General features: G+C 63.9%; 13 protein-coding genes. 10 read left to right on the top strand and 3 right to left on the bottom strand.

Annotated elements, in window-relative coordinates; genetic code table 11:
• Positions 1-15 precede the first annotated feature (15 nt).
• From MKD49_RS04620 to MKD49_RS04585, 8 genes are all read left to right on the top strand, one after another.
• Complete coding sequence (locus MKD49_RS04620) at positions 16-342, top strand: YbaB/EbfC family nucleoid-associated protein (RefSeq protein ID WP_008331542.1); 327 nt, start codon at positions 16-18, stop codon at positions 340-342.
• A 98-nt stretch (positions 343-440) separates the two neighbouring features.
• Positions 441-743, top strand: a complete 303-nt coding sequence (locus MKD49_RS04615; RefSeq protein ID WP_034332759.1) for a YciI family protein — start codon at positions 441-443, stop codon at positions 741-743.
• Positions 740-1,336 carry a recombination mediator RecR gene (gene recR, locus MKD49_RS04610; protein ID WP_034332758.1) on the top strand — a complete coding sequence of 199 codons (597 nt, stop codon included), beginning with the start codon at positions 740-742 and terminating at the stop codon, positions 1,334-1,336. Before MKD49_RS04615 ends, recR begins: the two co-directional genes overlap by 4 nt.
• Positions 1,337-1,688: 352 nt before the next feature.
• Positions 1,689-2,936, top strand: coding sequence for a CaiB/BaiF CoA-transferase family protein (locus MKD49_RS04605; RefSeq protein ID WP_209534215.1), 1,248 nt, complete (start codon positions 1,689-1,691; stop codon positions 2,934-2,936).
• Between the two features lie 92 nt (positions 2,937-3,028).
• Entirely contained in the window at positions 3,029-4,066 is a 1,038-nt protein-coding gene (locus tag MKD49_RS04600; protein ID WP_121043519.1) for an ABC transporter substrate-binding protein, read from the top strand.
• Positions 4,067-4,208: 142 nt separating this feature from the next.
• On the top strand, positions 4,209-5,018 hold the full coding sequence (locus MKD49_RS04595; protein ID WP_034332754.1) for an ABC transporter ATP-binding protein: 810 nt from the start codon (positions 4,209-4,211) through the stop codon (positions 5,016-5,018).
• Between the two features lie 36 nt (positions 5,019-5,054).
• Complete coding sequence (locus MKD49_RS04590) at positions 5,055-5,906, top strand: ABC transporter permease (RefSeq protein ID WP_252695590.1); 852 nt, start codon at positions 5,055-5,057, stop codon at positions 5,904-5,906.
• A 210-nt stretch (positions 5,907-6,116) separates the two neighbouring features.
• Positions 6,117-9,923, top strand: coding sequence for an ATP-binding protein (locus MKD49_RS04585; RefSeq protein ID WP_252695589.1), 3,807 nt, complete (start codon positions 6,117-6,119; stop codon positions 9,921-9,923).
• Between the two features lie 179 nt (positions 9,924-10,102).
• Here the strand turns inward: MKD49_RS04585 and mctP are convergent, their stop codons facing one another.
• Together mctP and MKD49_RS04575 are read right to left on the bottom strand one after the other, a co-directional pair.
• A complete protein-coding gene (gene mctP, locus MKD49_RS04580; RefSeq protein WP_252695765.1) occupies positions 10,103-11,596 on the bottom strand; it encodes a monocarboxylate uptake permease MctP in 1,494 nt (497 codons plus the stop codon).
• A complete protein-coding gene (locus MKD49_RS04575; protein ID WP_034332747.1) occupies positions 11,596-11,775 on the bottom strand; it encodes a DUF3311 domain-containing protein in 180 nt (59 codons plus the stop codon). The genes mctP and MKD49_RS04575 overlap by 1 nt, the downstream gene beginning before the upstream one ends.
• Positions 11,776-11,986: 211 nt before the next feature.
• On the opposite strand from MKD49_RS04575, the gene MKD49_RS04570 reads away from it, so the two are divergent.
• Both MKD49_RS04570 and MKD49_RS04565 read left to right on the top strand, forming a co-directional pair.
• Positions 11,987-12,892, top strand: a complete 906-nt coding sequence (locus tag MKD49_RS04570) for an NAD-dependent protein deacetylase (protein WP_252695588.1) — start codon at positions 11,987-11,989, stop codon at positions 12,890-12,892.
• A 126-nt stretch (positions 12,893-13,018) separates the two neighbouring features.
• The gene (locus MKD49_RS04565) at positions 13,019-13,870 is read left to right on the top strand and encodes a MetQ/NlpA family ABC transporter substrate-binding protein (protein ID WP_252695587.1); all 852 of its coding nucleotides are present in this window, start codon (positions 13,019-13,021) and stop codon (positions 13,868-13,870) included.
• Positions 13,871-13,934: 64 nt separating this feature from the next.
• Here the strand turns inward: MKD49_RS04565 and MKD49_RS04560 are convergent, their stop codons facing one another.
• Positions 13,935-15,308: an LLM class flavin-dependent oxidoreductase gene (locus MKD49_RS04560; protein WP_252695586.1), complete on the bottom strand. Its 1,374-nt coding sequence runs from the start codon at positions 15,306-15,308 to the stop codon at positions 13,935-13,937.
• Positions 15,309-15,337 lie beyond the last annotated feature (29 nt).

Here is a 15,337-nt window from a genome sequence, read left to right as displayed (position 1 = left end):
CAAGGAGCAATGAGCATGATGAAAGGTCAACTGGCAGGTCTGATGAAGCAAGCACAGGCCATGCAGGACAACATGAAGAAGGCCCAGGAACAGCTGGCCAGCATCGAAGTCGAGGGCCAGTCCGGTGCCGGCCTGGTGAAGGTGGTGATGACCTGTAAAAACGACGTCAAGCGCGTCTCCATTGACCCGTCGCTGCTGGCTGACGACAAGGACATGCTGGAAGACCTGGTCGCTGCAGCCTTCAACGACGCCGTCCGCAAGGCCGAAGCCACCGCCCAGGAAAAGATGTCCGGCGTGACCGCCGGCATGCCGCTGCCCCCGGGCTTCAAGATGCCGTTCTGATGCTGTGCCGGCCCGGTGGCTGCGACCGCCGGGCGCAGGCAGCATCGCGCAGGACAGTCTGATTCTGATGGAATGCAGGATTGCTTAGTGGAGGCACCATGTTCATCGTCTCGATCACGTACACCAAGCCGGCAAGCGAAATCGATTCCTTGCTGACCGCGCACAAGAAATTCCTCAACCAGCAATATGCCGAAGGCGTATTCCTGATGTCCGGCCGCAAGGTGCCGCGTACCGGCGGCATCATCATTGCCGACTGTGCCGACCGTGCCGAGATCGAAGCCATCATGGAATCCGATCCCTTCTTCATCGGCGGCGTGGCCGAATACGAGATCATCGAATTCGTACCCTCCATGACGGCCGAGGCACTCGAAGCCTTCCGCTATTCCGTAGACCGCAATTGAAAACGCCCTCCAGTCTCACCCTCCTGACCGAATCGCTGCGCCGGCTGCCCGGCATCGGCCCCAAGACCGCGCAGCGCATGGCTTTCCACCTGCTGCAGCACGACCGCGACGCCGCCGCCGGCCTGAGCCAGTCGCTCACCAAGGCGCTGGAGACCATTCGTCACTGCGCCCTGTGCAATACCTTCACCGAGCAGGTGGTCTGCGAGACCTGCCAGGACAGCCAGCGCGACCACACCCAGCTGTGCGTAGTGGAGTCGCCCTCGGACCAGGTCATGATCGAGCAGACCCTGACCTTCAAAGGCCTCTATTTCGTGCTCATGGGCCGGCTCTCGCCGCTGGACGGCATCGGCCCGCGCGACATCCATCTCGAAAAACTCATCACCCGCGCTACCGATGGCGTAGTCAGCGAAGTGGTGCTGGCCACCAACTTCACCAACGAAGGCGAAGCCACCGCCCACTACATCAGCGAAACGCTCAAGGCCCGCGGCCTGAAGGTGAGCCGCCTGGCGCGCGGCGTACCGGTCGGGGGCGAACTGGAATACGTCGACGCCGGCACCATCGCCCGCGCCATGCTGGATCGCCGTTCGACCTGAACCCGAGGCGACCGCAAGATTCGCACGAATCGCGGACGAGATCGTTTTCAGATGAAAAACTTGCAGGCATGACGTCGCCCATGCAGGTCAAAATGCGCGACATCGCGCGCATGCTGCAATAGAATGTGGACTTGCCGGCGTGCACGTACGACGTCAGGCCAGGAGCCGCAAGGGGGTGACCCACCCACATACCGCGCACTGCTCTTCGCCCGCCGCGCAGCATCACCCGAATCCATCGCATTCCAGGACACTGGCCAATACCCCACAAGAGCCCGGTCCGCAGCATCGACCAAGAGGAGAACACCGGAGCGCCCGCGCAGGCCGCGCCTGCCAGGTATCCGGTGCAAGCACGATGAGCACAGCCACATCCAAGCCCGGCCCGCTGGCCGGCATCAAGGTTCTTGAACTGGGCACGCTGATTGCGGGTCCTTTCTGTTCGCGCATGCTGGCCGAGTTCGGTGCCGAGGTCATCAAGATCGAAGCGCCCGGCGATGGCGATCCCCTGCGTCACTGGCGCGTGCTCAAGGACGGCACCTCGCTGTGGTGGTCGGTCCAGGCGCGCAACAAGAAGAGCATCACCCTGAACATGAAGGATGAGCGCGCCCAGGAGATCGCCCGCCAGCTCGCGCTGGACGCCGATGTCATCATCGAGAACTACCGCCCCGGCGTGCTCGAGAAGTGGAAGCTCGGCTATGAGGACCTGAAGCAACTCAATCCCGCCACCATCATGGTGCGCCTGTCCGGCTACGGCCAGACCGGTCCGCTGCGCGACCTGCCGGGCTTCGGTGCCATCGGTGAATCGATGGGCGGCATCCGCTACGTCTCCGGCCATCCGGACCGCCCGCCGGTACGCATTGGCATTTCCATCGGTGACTCCATCGCCGCATTGCACGGTGTGATCGGGGCCATGATGGCGCTGCGCCATCGCGATGTCAGCGGTGGCCGCTGGAACGGCAAGTCCGGTGCGGACTGCGTGGCAGGGCAGGGCCAGATGGTCGATGTGGCCTTGTACGAAGCGGTCTTCAACATGATGGAATCGATGGTGCCCGAGTTCGATTTCGCCGGCGTGGTGCGGGAGCGCACCGGCGGTGCGTTGCCCGGCATCGTCCCCTCCAACACCTACACCACCGGCGAAGGCATGAACATCGTCATCGCCGGCAATGGCGATGCCATCTTCAAACGTCTGATGAGTGCCATCGGCCGCGACGACATGGCCAATGATCCGGGCTTGGCACGCAACGATGGCCGCGTGCCGCGCACCGAAGAAATCGATGCCGCCATCCAGCAGTGGTGCAGCACGCAGACCATCGATTCGGCCCTGGCCACGCTGCAGGCGGCTGACGTCCCGGTCGGCAAGATCTACTCCGTCAAGGACATGATGAACGATGCCCAATTCCTGGCGCGCGACATGTTCGAGCAGCACCAGTTCGCCGATGGCACGCCGGTCAAGCTGCCGGGCATCACGCCCAAGATGTCGGAAACGCCCGGCCAGACCCGATGGCTGGGCCCGGAGCTGGGTGCCCACAGCGATGAAATCCTGCAATCGCTGGGGTATGATGAGGCCCACATCAAGAAGCTGCGGGACGCAGGCGTGGTCTGAAGCAGCATGACAAAGGCGGGCACCGGCACGGGGTCGCCTGCAAGAAGCTGGACAACAAGCAGCACCCCCCATCCACACACGGAGGAGACACAATGAAATTGAGCTGGAAGCAATTGCTGATCGCCGCTGGCCTGTTCCTGGCCGGCTATTTTTCATTCAACGGCAGCGCCGGCGCACAGGCGCTGGAAAAACCCAAGGTCTCCATCGCCGTGGGTGGCAAGAACCTGTTCTACTACCTGCCGCTGACCATTGCCGAGCAGCTCGGCTATTTCAAGGATGAAGGCCTGCAGGTCGAGATCTCCGACTTCGCCGGCGGTGCCAAGGCGCTGCAGGCCATGGTGGGCGGTAGCGCCGATGTGGTCTCGGGCGCTTTTGAACACACCATCAACATGCAGGCCAAGAACCAGCCCATCGTCGCCTTCGTGCTGCAGGGCCGGGCCCCGCAGATCGTGCTGGCGGTCAACAACAAGACCATGCCCAACTACAAGACCGTGGCCGACCTCAAGGGCAAGAAGATCGGCGTCACCGCACCGGGTTCTTCCACCAGCATCATGGCCAGCTACGTGCTGGCCAAGGCGGGCCTGAAGCCTACCGACGTTTCCTTCATCGGCGTGGGTGCGGCAGCCGGCGCCATCTCTGCGATCCGCTCGGGCCAGATCGACGCGATCGCCAACCTCGATCCGGTCATCTCCATGCTGGAGCAGAACAACGAGATCAAGGTCATCGCCGACACCCGAACCCTGAAGGACACCAATGATGTCTTCGGTGGCCCGATGCCGGCGGCAACCCTGTATGCACCGGCGGCCTTCGTGCAGAAGTATCCCAACACCACGCAAGCCCTGACCAATGCCATGGTGCGCGCGCTGAAGTGGATCCAGAAGGCCGGTCCCTCCGACATCATCAAGGCCGTCCCGGAAAGCTATCTGCTGGGCGACCGTTCGCTCTACATCGATGCCTTCATGAAGGTGCGCCAGGCCATTTCGCCGGACGGCTACTTCCCGCCGGGCGGTCCGGATACGGCGCTGCGCACGCTGAAGGCCTTCGAGCCCTCGCTGGCGGACAAGCAGATCGATCTGTCCAAGACCTTCACCAATTCCTTCGTACAGAAGGCCAACGCCAAGTACAAGTAAGCACAGGCAAGGCGCTCCCGTCCCGTGCGAACGCACCGCAAATGCCCGGCAACGGGCATTTGCGCATCTTGGGCCGGGAGCGCTGAGCTTCCTTTCAAGTTCTTTCGTCTCCTCCAACCGGGCTGCAACCGCCCGCACCACCATGACGCCAGCACTCCAGTTCGACAACATCACCTGCACCTTCGTCTCCAAGGACGACCGTTCCCAGCGCTATACAGCCGTGGCCAATACCGATCTCTCGATTGCACCGGGTGAATTCGTTTCCGTGGTCGGCCCCACCGGCTGCGGCAAGTCCACCTTGCTCAATGTCGGGGCCGGATTGCTGCAACCGTCCTCGGGCAGCGTCAAGGTATTCGGTGAGGAACTCAAGGGCATCAACCGCCGCGCCGGCTACATGTTCCAGGCCGAGGCGCTGATGCCCTGGCGCAGCGCGCTGCAGAACGTGATCGCCGGCCTGCAGTATCGCGGCCATGAGGAAAAGGCGGCACAAGAATTGGGCGAACAATGGCTGGCGCGCGTGGGCCTGCAAGGCTTCGGCGACCGCTATCCGCACCAGCTCTCCGGCGGCATGCGCAAGCGCGTGGCGCTGGCGCAGACGCTGATCCTGGACCCGGACATCATCCTCATGGACGAACCTTTCTCCGCGCTCGATATCCAGACCCGCCAGCTGATGGAAAACGAAGTGCTGGACCTGTGGAACGCCAAGAAGAAAGCCGTGCTCTTCATCACCCACGATCTGGATGAAGCCATCGCCATGTCCGACCGCGTGATCGTATTGGCGGCCGGCCCCGGCACGCACCCCATCGGTGAATTCAGGATCGACCTGCCGCGCCCGCGCGACGTCGCCGAGATCCGCATGCATCCGCGTTTCGTCGAACTGCACCAGCAGATCTGGGATGTGCTGCGCGATGAAGTGCTCAAGGGCTATCAACAACAAAAGCGCGCAGCGTAAGCCGTACCGAACAGATCAGGGAAGAGAATCAGCATCATGTGGAAATTATTTAAACCGAATCACAAGAACATCCGTTTCTGGCAGTTGATGGTGTTGGCCATCGTGCTGCTGGTCTGGCACGTGGCCACGCGCAATCCGCAGACCGCCTTCTTCTTCGGCGAACCGCTGAAGGTGGCGCAGCGCATCTGGGAATGGTTCACCGTCGGCAGCGGCTCGCTGGAAGTGGGCATCGGCGACACCACCTTCTTCACCCTCAGCTTTCCGGCAGAAATCTATTCACACCTGTTGATTACGCTGACCGAAACCGTGCTGGCCTTCCTCATCGGCACCGTCTTCGGCCTGGCCATCGGCCTGTGGCTGGCGCTCTCGCCGACTGCCTCGGCCATCCTCGATCCCTATGTGAAGGCGGCCAACTCCATGCCGCGCGTGATCCTGGCACCGATCTTCGCGATGTGGTTCGGCCTGGGCATCTGGTCCAAGGTGGCGCTGGCGGTGACGCTGGTGTTCTTCATCGTGTTCTTCAACGTCTACCAGGGCGTCAAGGAAGTCAGCCCGGTGGTACTGGCCAATGCCCGCATGCTGGGGGCCAATGCGCGCCAGCTGCTGCGTACGGTCTACCTGCCCTCGGCTACCTCGTGGGTGTTTTCCAGTCTGCACACGTCCATCGGCCTGGCCTTCGTCGGGGCGGTGGTCGGTGAATACCTGGGCTCGGCGCGCGGCGTGGGCTACCTGATCCTGCAGGCCGAGGGCAGCTTCGACATCAACACCGTCTTTGCCGGCATCGTCGTGCTGACCGTTTTTGCGCTGGTACTGGACCTGGCCGTGGGGGTGATCGAGAAACGGCTCATGAAATGGCAGCCCAAGAGCGGCGAGACCGAGAAGCTCTGAGCCTGTCGCGAAGGGGCGTGGGTTTGGGGTGATATGAAGCTTTTGGCGCAAGATTCGTCGCAAAAGGGCAGCGGTAGCGATACCGCTGCCCTTTATATATTCAGATAGTGACGTTTTGTGTCCAAAAGCGGGAGAAATCCCGGTTGATCTCAGCAATAGGGAGTAGCATGGCCGCCTATTGCAGGTTTCACGTACATAAAGGTCAGCGAAGTGGACGAACAACAGTCGGAATTCAGCTGGCTCTCCGGTGGTGGCGAGATGGGGAAACTGATCCGCGCGATGGACTGGTCGTCCACCCCGCTGGGTCCCCTCGACAGCTGGCCACAAAGCCTGCGCACGGCGGTCAGCCTGTGCCTGTCTTCCACCTTCCCCATCCTGATCGCCTGGGGGCCGCACGACATCCAGATCTACAACGACGCTTATCGTCCCATCTGCGGGGCCAAGCATCCCGAGTCGATGGGCCAGGATTTCCGCATCTGCTGGGCCACCGCCTTGCCGGTGGTGGGCGATGCCTTCGACCGCGCGCATCAGGGAGAGGGCACCTACATCCGCGACCAGCGCATGTTCCTGGATCGTTACGGCTATCTGGAAGAAGCCTTCATGACCTTCTCCTTCTCCCCGATCCGGGTCGAGTCGGGCGAGGTCGGCGGCGTGTTCCACCCGATCTCCGAATCCACCGACAAGGTGCTGGGCGCGCGCCGCACTGCCGCCTTGCGTGAACTGGCGACCGCACTCGGCAAATGCCTCTCCATCGACGATCTGTGCCTGGGACTGGAACAGCGCCACGCCGCCATGGAACTGGACTTGCCCTTCACGCTCTTCTACCAGCTCGAAGGCGATGTCCTGCAGCGCCGCGGCTTGGCCGGCATCGCTGCCGACAGTGCGCTGGCACCGGCCAGCGTGCGTCTGGATGATGTGCAAGCCTGGCCTTTCGCGCAGGCTCTGGCCGAACAGCGCATGGTGCAGGTCGACGATCTGGCCGCGCGCTTCGGCCCCTTTGTGGCCGGGCCGTATGAAGAAGCCCCGGTGCAGGCCGTGGTCCTCCCGGTCACCGTGGCCGGGATGGAACAGCCCTTCGGTTTCGTGGTGGCGGGCGTGAGTGCGCGCCGTGCGCTGGACGCCGAGTACCAGGATTTCTATGCCCTGCTGGGTGGAGCACTCAGCACGGCTGTCTCCAACGTGCTGGTCTACCTGCATGAACAGCGCAAGGCCGAGGAGTTGGCCCAGATCGACCGCGCCAAGACCGCCTTCTTCTCCAACATCTCGCACGAATTCCGCACCCCGCTTACGCTGATGGTCGGCCCGCTTGATGATGCCCTGGCCGATCAGGCCGAGCCGCTGGGGCCGGCGCAGCGCAAGCGGCTGGAGGTCACGCACCGCAATTCGCTGCGCCTGCTCAAGCTGGTCAATGCGCTGCTGGATTTCTCGCGCATCGAGGCCGGACGCGCCAAGGCCAGCTTCGTCGCCACCGATCTGGCCAGCCTCACGGAAGATCTGGCCAGCGTATTCCGCTCGACCCTGGAAAAGGCCGGACTGCACTACGAGGTCAAGACCACGCCGCTGCCCGAGCCGGTCTTCGTTGATCGCGACATGTGGGAAAAGATCGTCTTCAACCTGCTCTCCAATGCCTTCAAATTTACCTTCGAGGGCAGCATCACGGTGCTGCTGGAGCCGCTGGCGCAGAGCGTGCGCCTGTCGGTCACCGACACCGGCTCCGGCATTGCGCTGGACCAGCAGGCGCGCGTCTTCGAGCGTTTCCATCGCATCGACAACGCGCACGGCCGCACCTATGAAGGCACCGGCATCGGCCTGGCCCTGATCCAGGAACTGGTCAAGCTGCATCACGGCCAGATCGGCGTGCACAGCGTGCCGGGCGCGGGCTCGACCTTCTTCGTCGAGATCCCGTTCGGCACCGCACACTTGCAGGCCGATGACGTGATCCGGGCCGACGCCGTGGCGATCAGCCAGGACCGCCAGCCCGGCCAGGCCTTTGTCGAGGAGGCGCAAGCCTGGCTGCCTGCAGCCACCTCAGCGCTGCTCTCCACGACGGCCGCCGAACCCGTCACCGCGGCGGCCCCGGCCTTGCCTCCGGCAGGCGACGCGGCGCATCCGGTACGCATCGTCATTGCCGACGACAACCGCGACATGCGCGACTACCTGCAGCGCCTGCTCGGTGACTACGCCGACGTGCAAACCTGTCCCGACGGCGAGGCCGCCTGGGAAGCCGTATGCGCCGCGCCACCGGACCTGGTCCTGAGCGACGTGATGATGCCGGTGCTGGATGGCTTCGGCCTGCTGGCCCGAATCAAGCGTGATGCGCGTACGCGCGAGGTGCCAGTGATCTTGCTCTCGGCACGGGCCGGTGAAGAAGCGCGCATCGAGGGCATCGCCGCCGGTGCCGATGATTACCTGGTCAAGCCCTTCGCGGCCACCGAGCTGTTGATACGCGTCAAGAGCCAGGTGGATGCGGCACGTCGCCGGCAAGCTGCGCGCGAGGCGCTGCAAGCCAGCGAGCGCTATTTCCGTTCGCTGGTCGATGCCTCCACGGCCATCATCTGGACCACCGGCCCGGATGGCCGCACCAACTATTTCAGCCGTCGCTGGCACGCCTTCACCGGCCTGCCGGCCAGCGCCATCGCCGATGGCGGCCACATCGCCTGCATCCATCCGGAGGACCGCGAGGCCGCCCTCGCCGAGTTCGTCCGCTGCCAGCAGACACGCAGCGCCTTCCACGCCGTCTATCGCTTGCGCCATGCCGATGGCGGCTATCGCTGGGTGATCGATTCAGGTACGCCCTTGCAGACAGAGGACGACCAGCCCGGTGGTTTCGTCGGTGCCATCGTGGACGTGCATGAGGAACGGGAAGCCAAGCGCAACCTGGAGTTGCTGGCGCAGGACCTGACCACCATCAACCGCCGCCAGCGCGAATTCCTGGTGACGCTGGCGCACGAGTTGCGCAATCCGCTGGCCCCGATCCGCAACGGGCTGGAAGTGATGAAGCTGATGGGGGCCGGCAACGAGCGCCAGCACAACATCCACCAGATGATGGATCGCCAGATCCGCCATCTGGCGCACCTGATCGAAGACCTGCTCGATATCTCCCGCATCACCGAGGGCAAGATCAAGTTGAGGAAGCAGCACATGTCGGTCAAGTCGGCGCTGGCCAGCGCGGTCGAGATCAGCATGCCGCTGATCGAGAAGAATCGCCACAAGCTGGAACTGGAAGCTCCGGAAAGCGACCTCTTCCTGCAAGCCGATACCCATCGCGTGGTGCAGGTGGTCAGCAACATCCTCAACAATGCGGCGAAATACACGCCCCCGGGCGGCCTCATCCGCGTGATGGCGCGCATGGATGGCGACGATGTCCTCATCAGCATCAGTGACAATGGCGTGGGACTGGCCGCCGAGGATATCGGCACGGTATTCGACATGTTCACCCAGATCCAGTCCGAGGTGGATCGCGCTCAGGGCGGCCTGGGCATTGGCCTGCACCTGGTCAAGCGGCTGGTGGACCTGCATGAGGGCAGCGTCTCGGTCACCAGCCCCGGCCCCGGTCTGGGAGCCACCTTCGCGGTGCGCCTGCCGCAGACCACGGCGCAGGACCGCAGCGAGGCGGCCGGCGAGCTGCCCCAGGCGGAGAGCGGCAAGGGACTGGACATCCTGATCGTGGACGACAACTTCGACAATGCCGACATGCTGGCCATGCTGCTCAATTATCGCGGCCATGCCACCCATGTAGCCGGTAACGGGGCCGAGGCCTTGCGGCTGGCGCAGGAGGTCAGCCCTGATGTCGGCTTCATCGACATCGGACTGCCCGACATGTCGGGCTATGCACTGGCCACGCAGTTGCGCGCGACCGAGGCGGGCGCGCGCATGAAGCTCATCGCGCTCACCGGCCGCGGTGCCGAGTCGGATCGCCAGGAAGCGGCCGCCGCCGGCTTCGATCACCACCTGACCAAACCGGCACCGCTGGAGCGGCTGGTGGCGCTGCTGGCGGAGACGGGGCAGGGCAGCTGACCCAGGTCCGGAACGCGCTTCATCGAACCAAGCCAGGCAAAAAAAATGCTCCTCATCGAGGAGCATTTTTTCTTGCACCGGCGTTGCAACTTTCAGGTTAACGCCGGCGCAGCGCGGTGACGAACTGATGCGCGGATGCATCGCTTAATTAAATGCCGATGCGTCCTTGCATCATCACATCAACGCTTCAATGCAGGCTGCGAGCCCTTGCCCAGGATCAGGTTGGCGATGACGGCCACCACCACGTTCAGGGCCAGCGCAATGAGGCCGGTATAGAGCGTGTAGGTCTCGCCGCCGATCAGGAAGCTGTGGACCGGCTTGATGCCGTCACTGAAGGCCAGCCAGCTGCCGCCGACGATGCCCACGGCCCAGCCGCACAGCAGTGCGCGGGCACCGAACCAGCCGACAAACAGACCGAACACCAGCGCCGGGAAGGTCTGCAGGATCCACACGCCGCCCAGCAATTGCAGGTCCAGCGCGAACTTGGTCGGCAGGAACAGGATGAACACCAGCGCCCCGAACTTGACCACCAGCGACACCACCTTGGCCACCTTGGCTTCGCCTTCATGGCTGATGCCAGGATTGACGTAAGGCTTCCAGAAGTTGCGGGTGAACAGGTTGGAGGCCCCGATGGACATCACCGCCGCCGGCACCAGCGCACCGATGGCAATGGCCGCAAACGCGAAGCCCGCGAACCAGCCCGGGAACAGTCCGTTGAACAACGCCGGCACCACGTCGTTGTTGGCCTGCACCTTGATGCCCGCCGCATACGCCATGTAGCCCAGCAGCGCAATCAGACCCAGCAGCACCGTATAGGCCGGCAGGAACACGGCGTTCTTGCGGATGGTATTGGCATCCTTGGCCGCGAAGATGCCGGTCAGCGTGTGCGGATACATGAAGGCCGCCAGTGCCGAACCCAGTGCCAGTGAAGCGAAGGGCAGGAACTGCGTGGGTTTCAGGGTCAGGCCGGTAGCGCCGCCCTTGACTGCGAACGCCTCGCGCGCCGAGTTGAACACGGCACCATAGCCGCCCAGCTTGGCCGGCACCACCACCACCGCCACCAGCACCACGATGTAGATCATGATGTCCTTGACGAAGGCGATCAGCGCCGGTGCCCGCAGGCCGGCCGAGTAGGTGTACAGGGCCAGGATCACGAAGGCCGCCAGCAGCGGCAGTTCACCGGTCAGGCCCAGGGCCTTGATGACCACTTCCATGCCGATCAGCTGCAGGGCGATGTAGGGCATGGTGGCGACCACGCCGGTCAGCGCAATGGCGAACTCCAGCGGACGCGACTGATAGCGTCCCCACACCACATCGGCGGCGGTCACGTGGCCGGCCTTGTGCGCCGCATGCCACAACTTGGGCATGATCACGAACACGATCGGGTAGACCAGGATGGTATAGGGCAGGGCAAAGAAGCCATAGGCCCCGACCGCATACACCAGCGCCGGTACCGCGATGACGGTATAGGCGGTATAGAAATCGCCACCGACCAGGAACCAGGTGATCCAGGTGCCGAAGTTGCGGCCACCCAGGCCCCACTCATCGAGATGGGCGCCCTTGTTGCTGGGACCGGCCATCCATTTGGAGGCCAGGAAGCCCATCACGGTGACCAGGACAAAGAAGAACAGGAAGACCCAGAGCGCGGTCCAGTGGATGTTGGACGTCTCCATCATTCGACTCCCTTCTTCAGGCCATCACGATAGACCAGCCAGATGATGAGCGAGGTCAGCGGTACCCAGGCGAACTGGTACCAGTAGAAGAAGGGGAAGCCGAACAGGCTCGGCAATTCGGCGTTGTAGAAGGGGACCCAGAGCAGGCCGATGAAAGGCAGCAGAAGTAATAGCCGCATGATTGATGCTCCTCGAACTTTTGGCGGAAGAATTTTTATGTCGGCGCTGGCCCGGCCTTGCGAGCCGGGTGCGCCTTGAAAGTTGCACGGGAATTATAGGGAGAATCGGCAAATCGCGTCCGCCGCCCCCTGGCAGGAGCGGTCCTCGCGGCTGCAGGCTCGGCCGAATTCGCGTAGTCTGCCGTGTGTGATCCTCCCGCCAATCTTTGCCATGAGCCCGAGTCTGTCCGTTCCGCGTGATGCCGCTTTCCCTGGTGCAACTGACGTGAGCAGCAATGCCGATACCGACCTGCTGCCCGCATTGGCGCAACTGTTGCAGCGTCATCGCCAGGTGCTGGTCCTGACCGGGGCCGGCATCAGTACCGCGTCCGGCATTCCCGACTACCGCGACGACAGCGGCGTGCGGCGCGGCCGGCTGCCCATCCAGGGCACCGAGTTCCGGCAGTCGGAAGCGGCCCGCAAACGCTACTGGGCGCGCAGCATGCTGGGCTGGCCACGCCTGGCGCAGGCCGCGCCCAATGCGGCGCACCGCGCGCTGGCGCAATTGCAGCAGGCCGGCCATCTCGGCGGCATCCTGACCCAGAACGTCGATGGCCTGCACCAGCAGGCGGGCAGCCGCGACGTGATCGAACTGCATGGCAGCATCCATGCGGTGCGCTGCCTGGCCTGCGACACCGTCTATCCGCGCGCCGAGATCCAGCAGGAGCTGGCACGCTGCAATCCCTCCTTGGTCAACCTGCAGGCCGAGGCCTTGCCCGATGGCGATGCCCGCCTGGAACCGGAGGCCGATGCCGCCTTCCATGTGCCGGCCTGCGTGGCCTGTGGCGGCATGCTGCAACCGGACGTGGTGTTCTTCGGCGATGGCGTACCGCCCGCGCGCACGGCCCAGGCCGAAGCGGCGGCCCAGGCCTGTGATGCCATGCTGGTGATCGGCTCTTCGCTGATGGTGTTGTCGGGCTTCCGCTTCCCGCGCACGGTGGCTGCGGCCGGCAAGCCAGTGGTGGCGATCAACCGCGGCGTGACCCGTGCCGATGACTTGCTGGCCTTCAAGCTGCGCGAGGATGCCGAGTCGGTGCTGCCGCGCCTGGCCACACTGCTGGGTGCGGACCGGCCCTGAGCTACTCCTGTGCTTGCCCAGGCGAGCAACGATCAACTATCGACATGCGGATTGCTTCGTTCAGTTCCGTGCCGCGCATCCCTACACTGGCGGGCGACCCTTCTTCTCCCGGAAAGCGAACCTGCCATGTTGAAGTCCCTGCGGCCCCTGCTGCGCTTGTCGCACATCGTCCTCCTTGCCACCGTCCTGATCGGCAGCGCACAAGCGGCACCGCCCGTGCGCGAACTCAAGCTCGGCTTCGTGCCCGGCCCTTACATCGATGAATTCAAGCTGGGCGTGCAGCCCCAGCTGGAGCAGAAGGGCTACAAGATCCGCTACTACGAATTCTCCACCGGACTGGAAGCCAACAGCGCCGTCTTCAAGGGCGACATCGATGCCAACGTGATGCAGCACTCGGTGTTCCTGGCCTCCTACAACGAACGCAACAAGACCGACCTGGTCGGCATCGTGCAGGTGCCCACGCCGCCGATGGGGCTCTATTCGCGCAAGCACAAGAGCCTGGACAATCTCAAGAAGGGTTTTACGGTGGCCGTGCCCAATGACCCGGTCAACCTGCAGCGCGCGCTGTGGATCCTGCAGCGCCTGGGCTGGATCCGCATCCGCGAGAACAAGCCGGTGGACGTGACCGAACTGGATGTCGTGGAAAACAAGGTGGGCCTGAAACTGGTCCTGCTGGAAAACGCCCAGGGACCGCGCGCGCTGGATGATGCGGATTTCGCGGCGATCCAGGGCAACTTCGCGATCTTCGCCAAGTTGAAGCTCTCCGAAGCCTTCATCCTGGAAGACATGAAGCCGCCCTACATCAACGTGGTGGCCGTCAAGAAGACCAAACAGGACGAGACCTATGCACAGGACATCGTGCAGGCTTATCGTTCCGAATTCTTCCAGAAGGCCATCCGTTCGGAACCCTTCTATGACGGCTTCACCTTGCCCGATTATTTCAGCGCCACCAGCGCGCTCAAACTCGGCAAGAACTGACCCCTGCACCTGAGCCGGACCGCGCTGGAGTCTGCAGCGCGGTCCGGCTTTTTTGTCCATGTCTTCACAGTGGCGGGCTCATGCTGCCCGTACTGTTTGCTCCCCCCCCTGCAGACGCCAGTGGACGCGGCAGTCCGAGGTGCTCGCGCAAGGTGCTGCCTTCATAGTCATATCGGAATAAACCCCGGCGCTGCAGCAGCGGTACCACGCCATCGACGAAGTCTTGCAAGCCGCCTGGCAGGGCATCGGGCATCAGGTTGAACCCATCGGCGGCACCCGCCTTGAACCAGCGTTCGATCTCATCGGCAATCTGCTCGGGCGTCCCGACCAGCACGCGATGTCCGCCGCCACCGCACAGCGCACGGATCACGTCGCGCACGGTATGCGTGCGTCCGCGTACCAGCGACAGCGTGGCCTGGAAGAAGGTGTGGTTGCCATTGCCGCCATTGGGCAGGGCGAGCTTGTCCGGCAGGGGACGGTCCAGGTCCAGGCTGGCGACCGGCACCCCCAGGATGCCGGCCAGGCGCTTGAGGCTGTAGCTCCAGGGAATCATGTCGATCAGTTCGTCACGCCGTTGCAGCGCCTGCGCCTCGGTGGCACCGATGATGGTGGCCAGTCCCGGCAGGATCTTCACCGCCTGCGGCCGACGTCCCAACGCGGCGGCGCGGGCGTGGATGGCCAGGCGGTAGGCGCGCGCTTCCTCGATGGTGTGGGCGGCCGAGAACACGGCCTCGGCATGGCGTGCGGCCAGTTCCCGGCCATCGCCTGAACCGCCGGCCTGCACCAGCACCGGCTGGCCTTGCGGCGTGCGCGGCAGGTTCAGCGGCCCCTGCACCTGGAAGTGGGCGCCGCGATGGGCAATCGGATGCACGCGCGTATCGTCGATGAAGCGGCCGCTGGCAGCATCGCCGACGACGGCATCGTCTTCCCAGCTGTTCCACAAGGCCTTGACCACCTGCGTGAATTCGTCGGCGCGGGCATAGCGCGCCGCATGGTCGGGGACTTGCTCCAGCCCGAAATTGCGCGCCGAGGGCAGGTCAGCCGTGGTGACGATGTTCCAGCCGGCGCGGCCGCCGCTGACGTGATCCAGCGAGGCGAAGCGGCGCGCGATGTTGTAGGGCTCGTTGTAGCTGGTGGAGGCCGTGCCGATCACGCCGATGCGGGTGGTGGTGGCAGCGATGGCGGCCAGCAGCACGGTCGGCTCCAGCGCCGTGATCGGGCGGAAATCGATCTGCTCGATGATGGCCGCATTGTCGGCCAGAAAGACCGCATCGAACTTGGCCGCCTCGGCGATGCGCGCCACCTCGACGTAATGCGAGGCCTTCACGAAAGCATGCGGATCGGCCCCCGGCAGACGCCAGGCGGAGGGGATGAAACCTGAATGCAGGATGTTGACGTTCAGGTGCAGTTGCTGCGGCGGCTTGGGCGGCTGTGACATGCGGATTCCTCGGAGAAGACAAAGCGGGT

Source organism: Herbaspirillum sp. WGmk3 (assembly GCF_023952535.1).
GTDB lineage: Bacteria > Pseudomonadota > Gammaproteobacteria > Burkholderiales > Burkholderiaceae_D > Herbaspirillum > Herbaspirillum huttiense.
Note: the sequence above shows the minus strand (reverse complement) of the source record. Positions and strands in the feature narration are given on the sequence as shown.

Coding starts and splice junctions, on each gene's coding strand:
- MKD49_RS04620 (WP_008331542.1), top strand. CDS start 16: ATGATGAAAGGTCAACTGGCAGGTCTGATGAAGCAAGCACAGGCCATG.
- MKD49_RS04615 (WP_034332759.1), top strand. CDS start 441: ATGTTCATCGTCTCGATCACGTACACCAAGCCGGCAAGCGAAATCGAT.
- MKD49_RS04605 (WP_209534215.1), top strand. CDS start 1,689: ATGAGCACAGCCACATCCAAGCCCGGCCCGCTGGCCGGCATCAAGGTT.
- MKD49_RS04600 (WP_121043519.1), top strand. CDS start 3,029: ATGAAATTGAGCTGGAAGCAATTGCTGATCGCCGCTGGCCTGTTCCTG.
- MKD49_RS04595 (WP_034332754.1), top strand. CDS start 4,209: ATGACGCCAGCACTCCAGTTCGACAACATCACCTGCACCTTCGTCTCC.
- MKD49_RS04590 (WP_252695590.1), top strand. CDS start 5,055: ATGTGGAAATTATTTAAACCGAATCACAAGAACATCCGTTTCTGGCAG.
- mctP (WP_252695765.1), bottom strand. CDS start 11,596: ATGGAGACGTCCAACATCCACTGGACCGCGCTCTGGGTCTTCCTGTTC.
- MKD49_RS04575 (WP_034332747.1), bottom strand. CDS start 11,775: ATGCGGCTATTACTTCTGCTGCCTTTCATCGGCCTGCTCTGGGTCCCC.
- MKD49_RS04570 (WP_252695588.1), top strand. CDS start 11,987: ATGAGCCCGAGTCTGTCCGTTCCGCGTGATGCCGCTTTCCCTGGTGCA.
- MKD49_RS04565 (WP_252695587.1), top strand. CDS start 13,019: ATGTTGAAGTCCCTGCGGCCCCTGCTGCGCTTGTCGCACATCGTCCTC.
- MKD49_RS04560 (WP_252695586.1), bottom strand. CDS start 15,308: ATGTCACAGCCGCCCAAGCCGCCGCAGCAACTGCACCTGAACGTCAAC.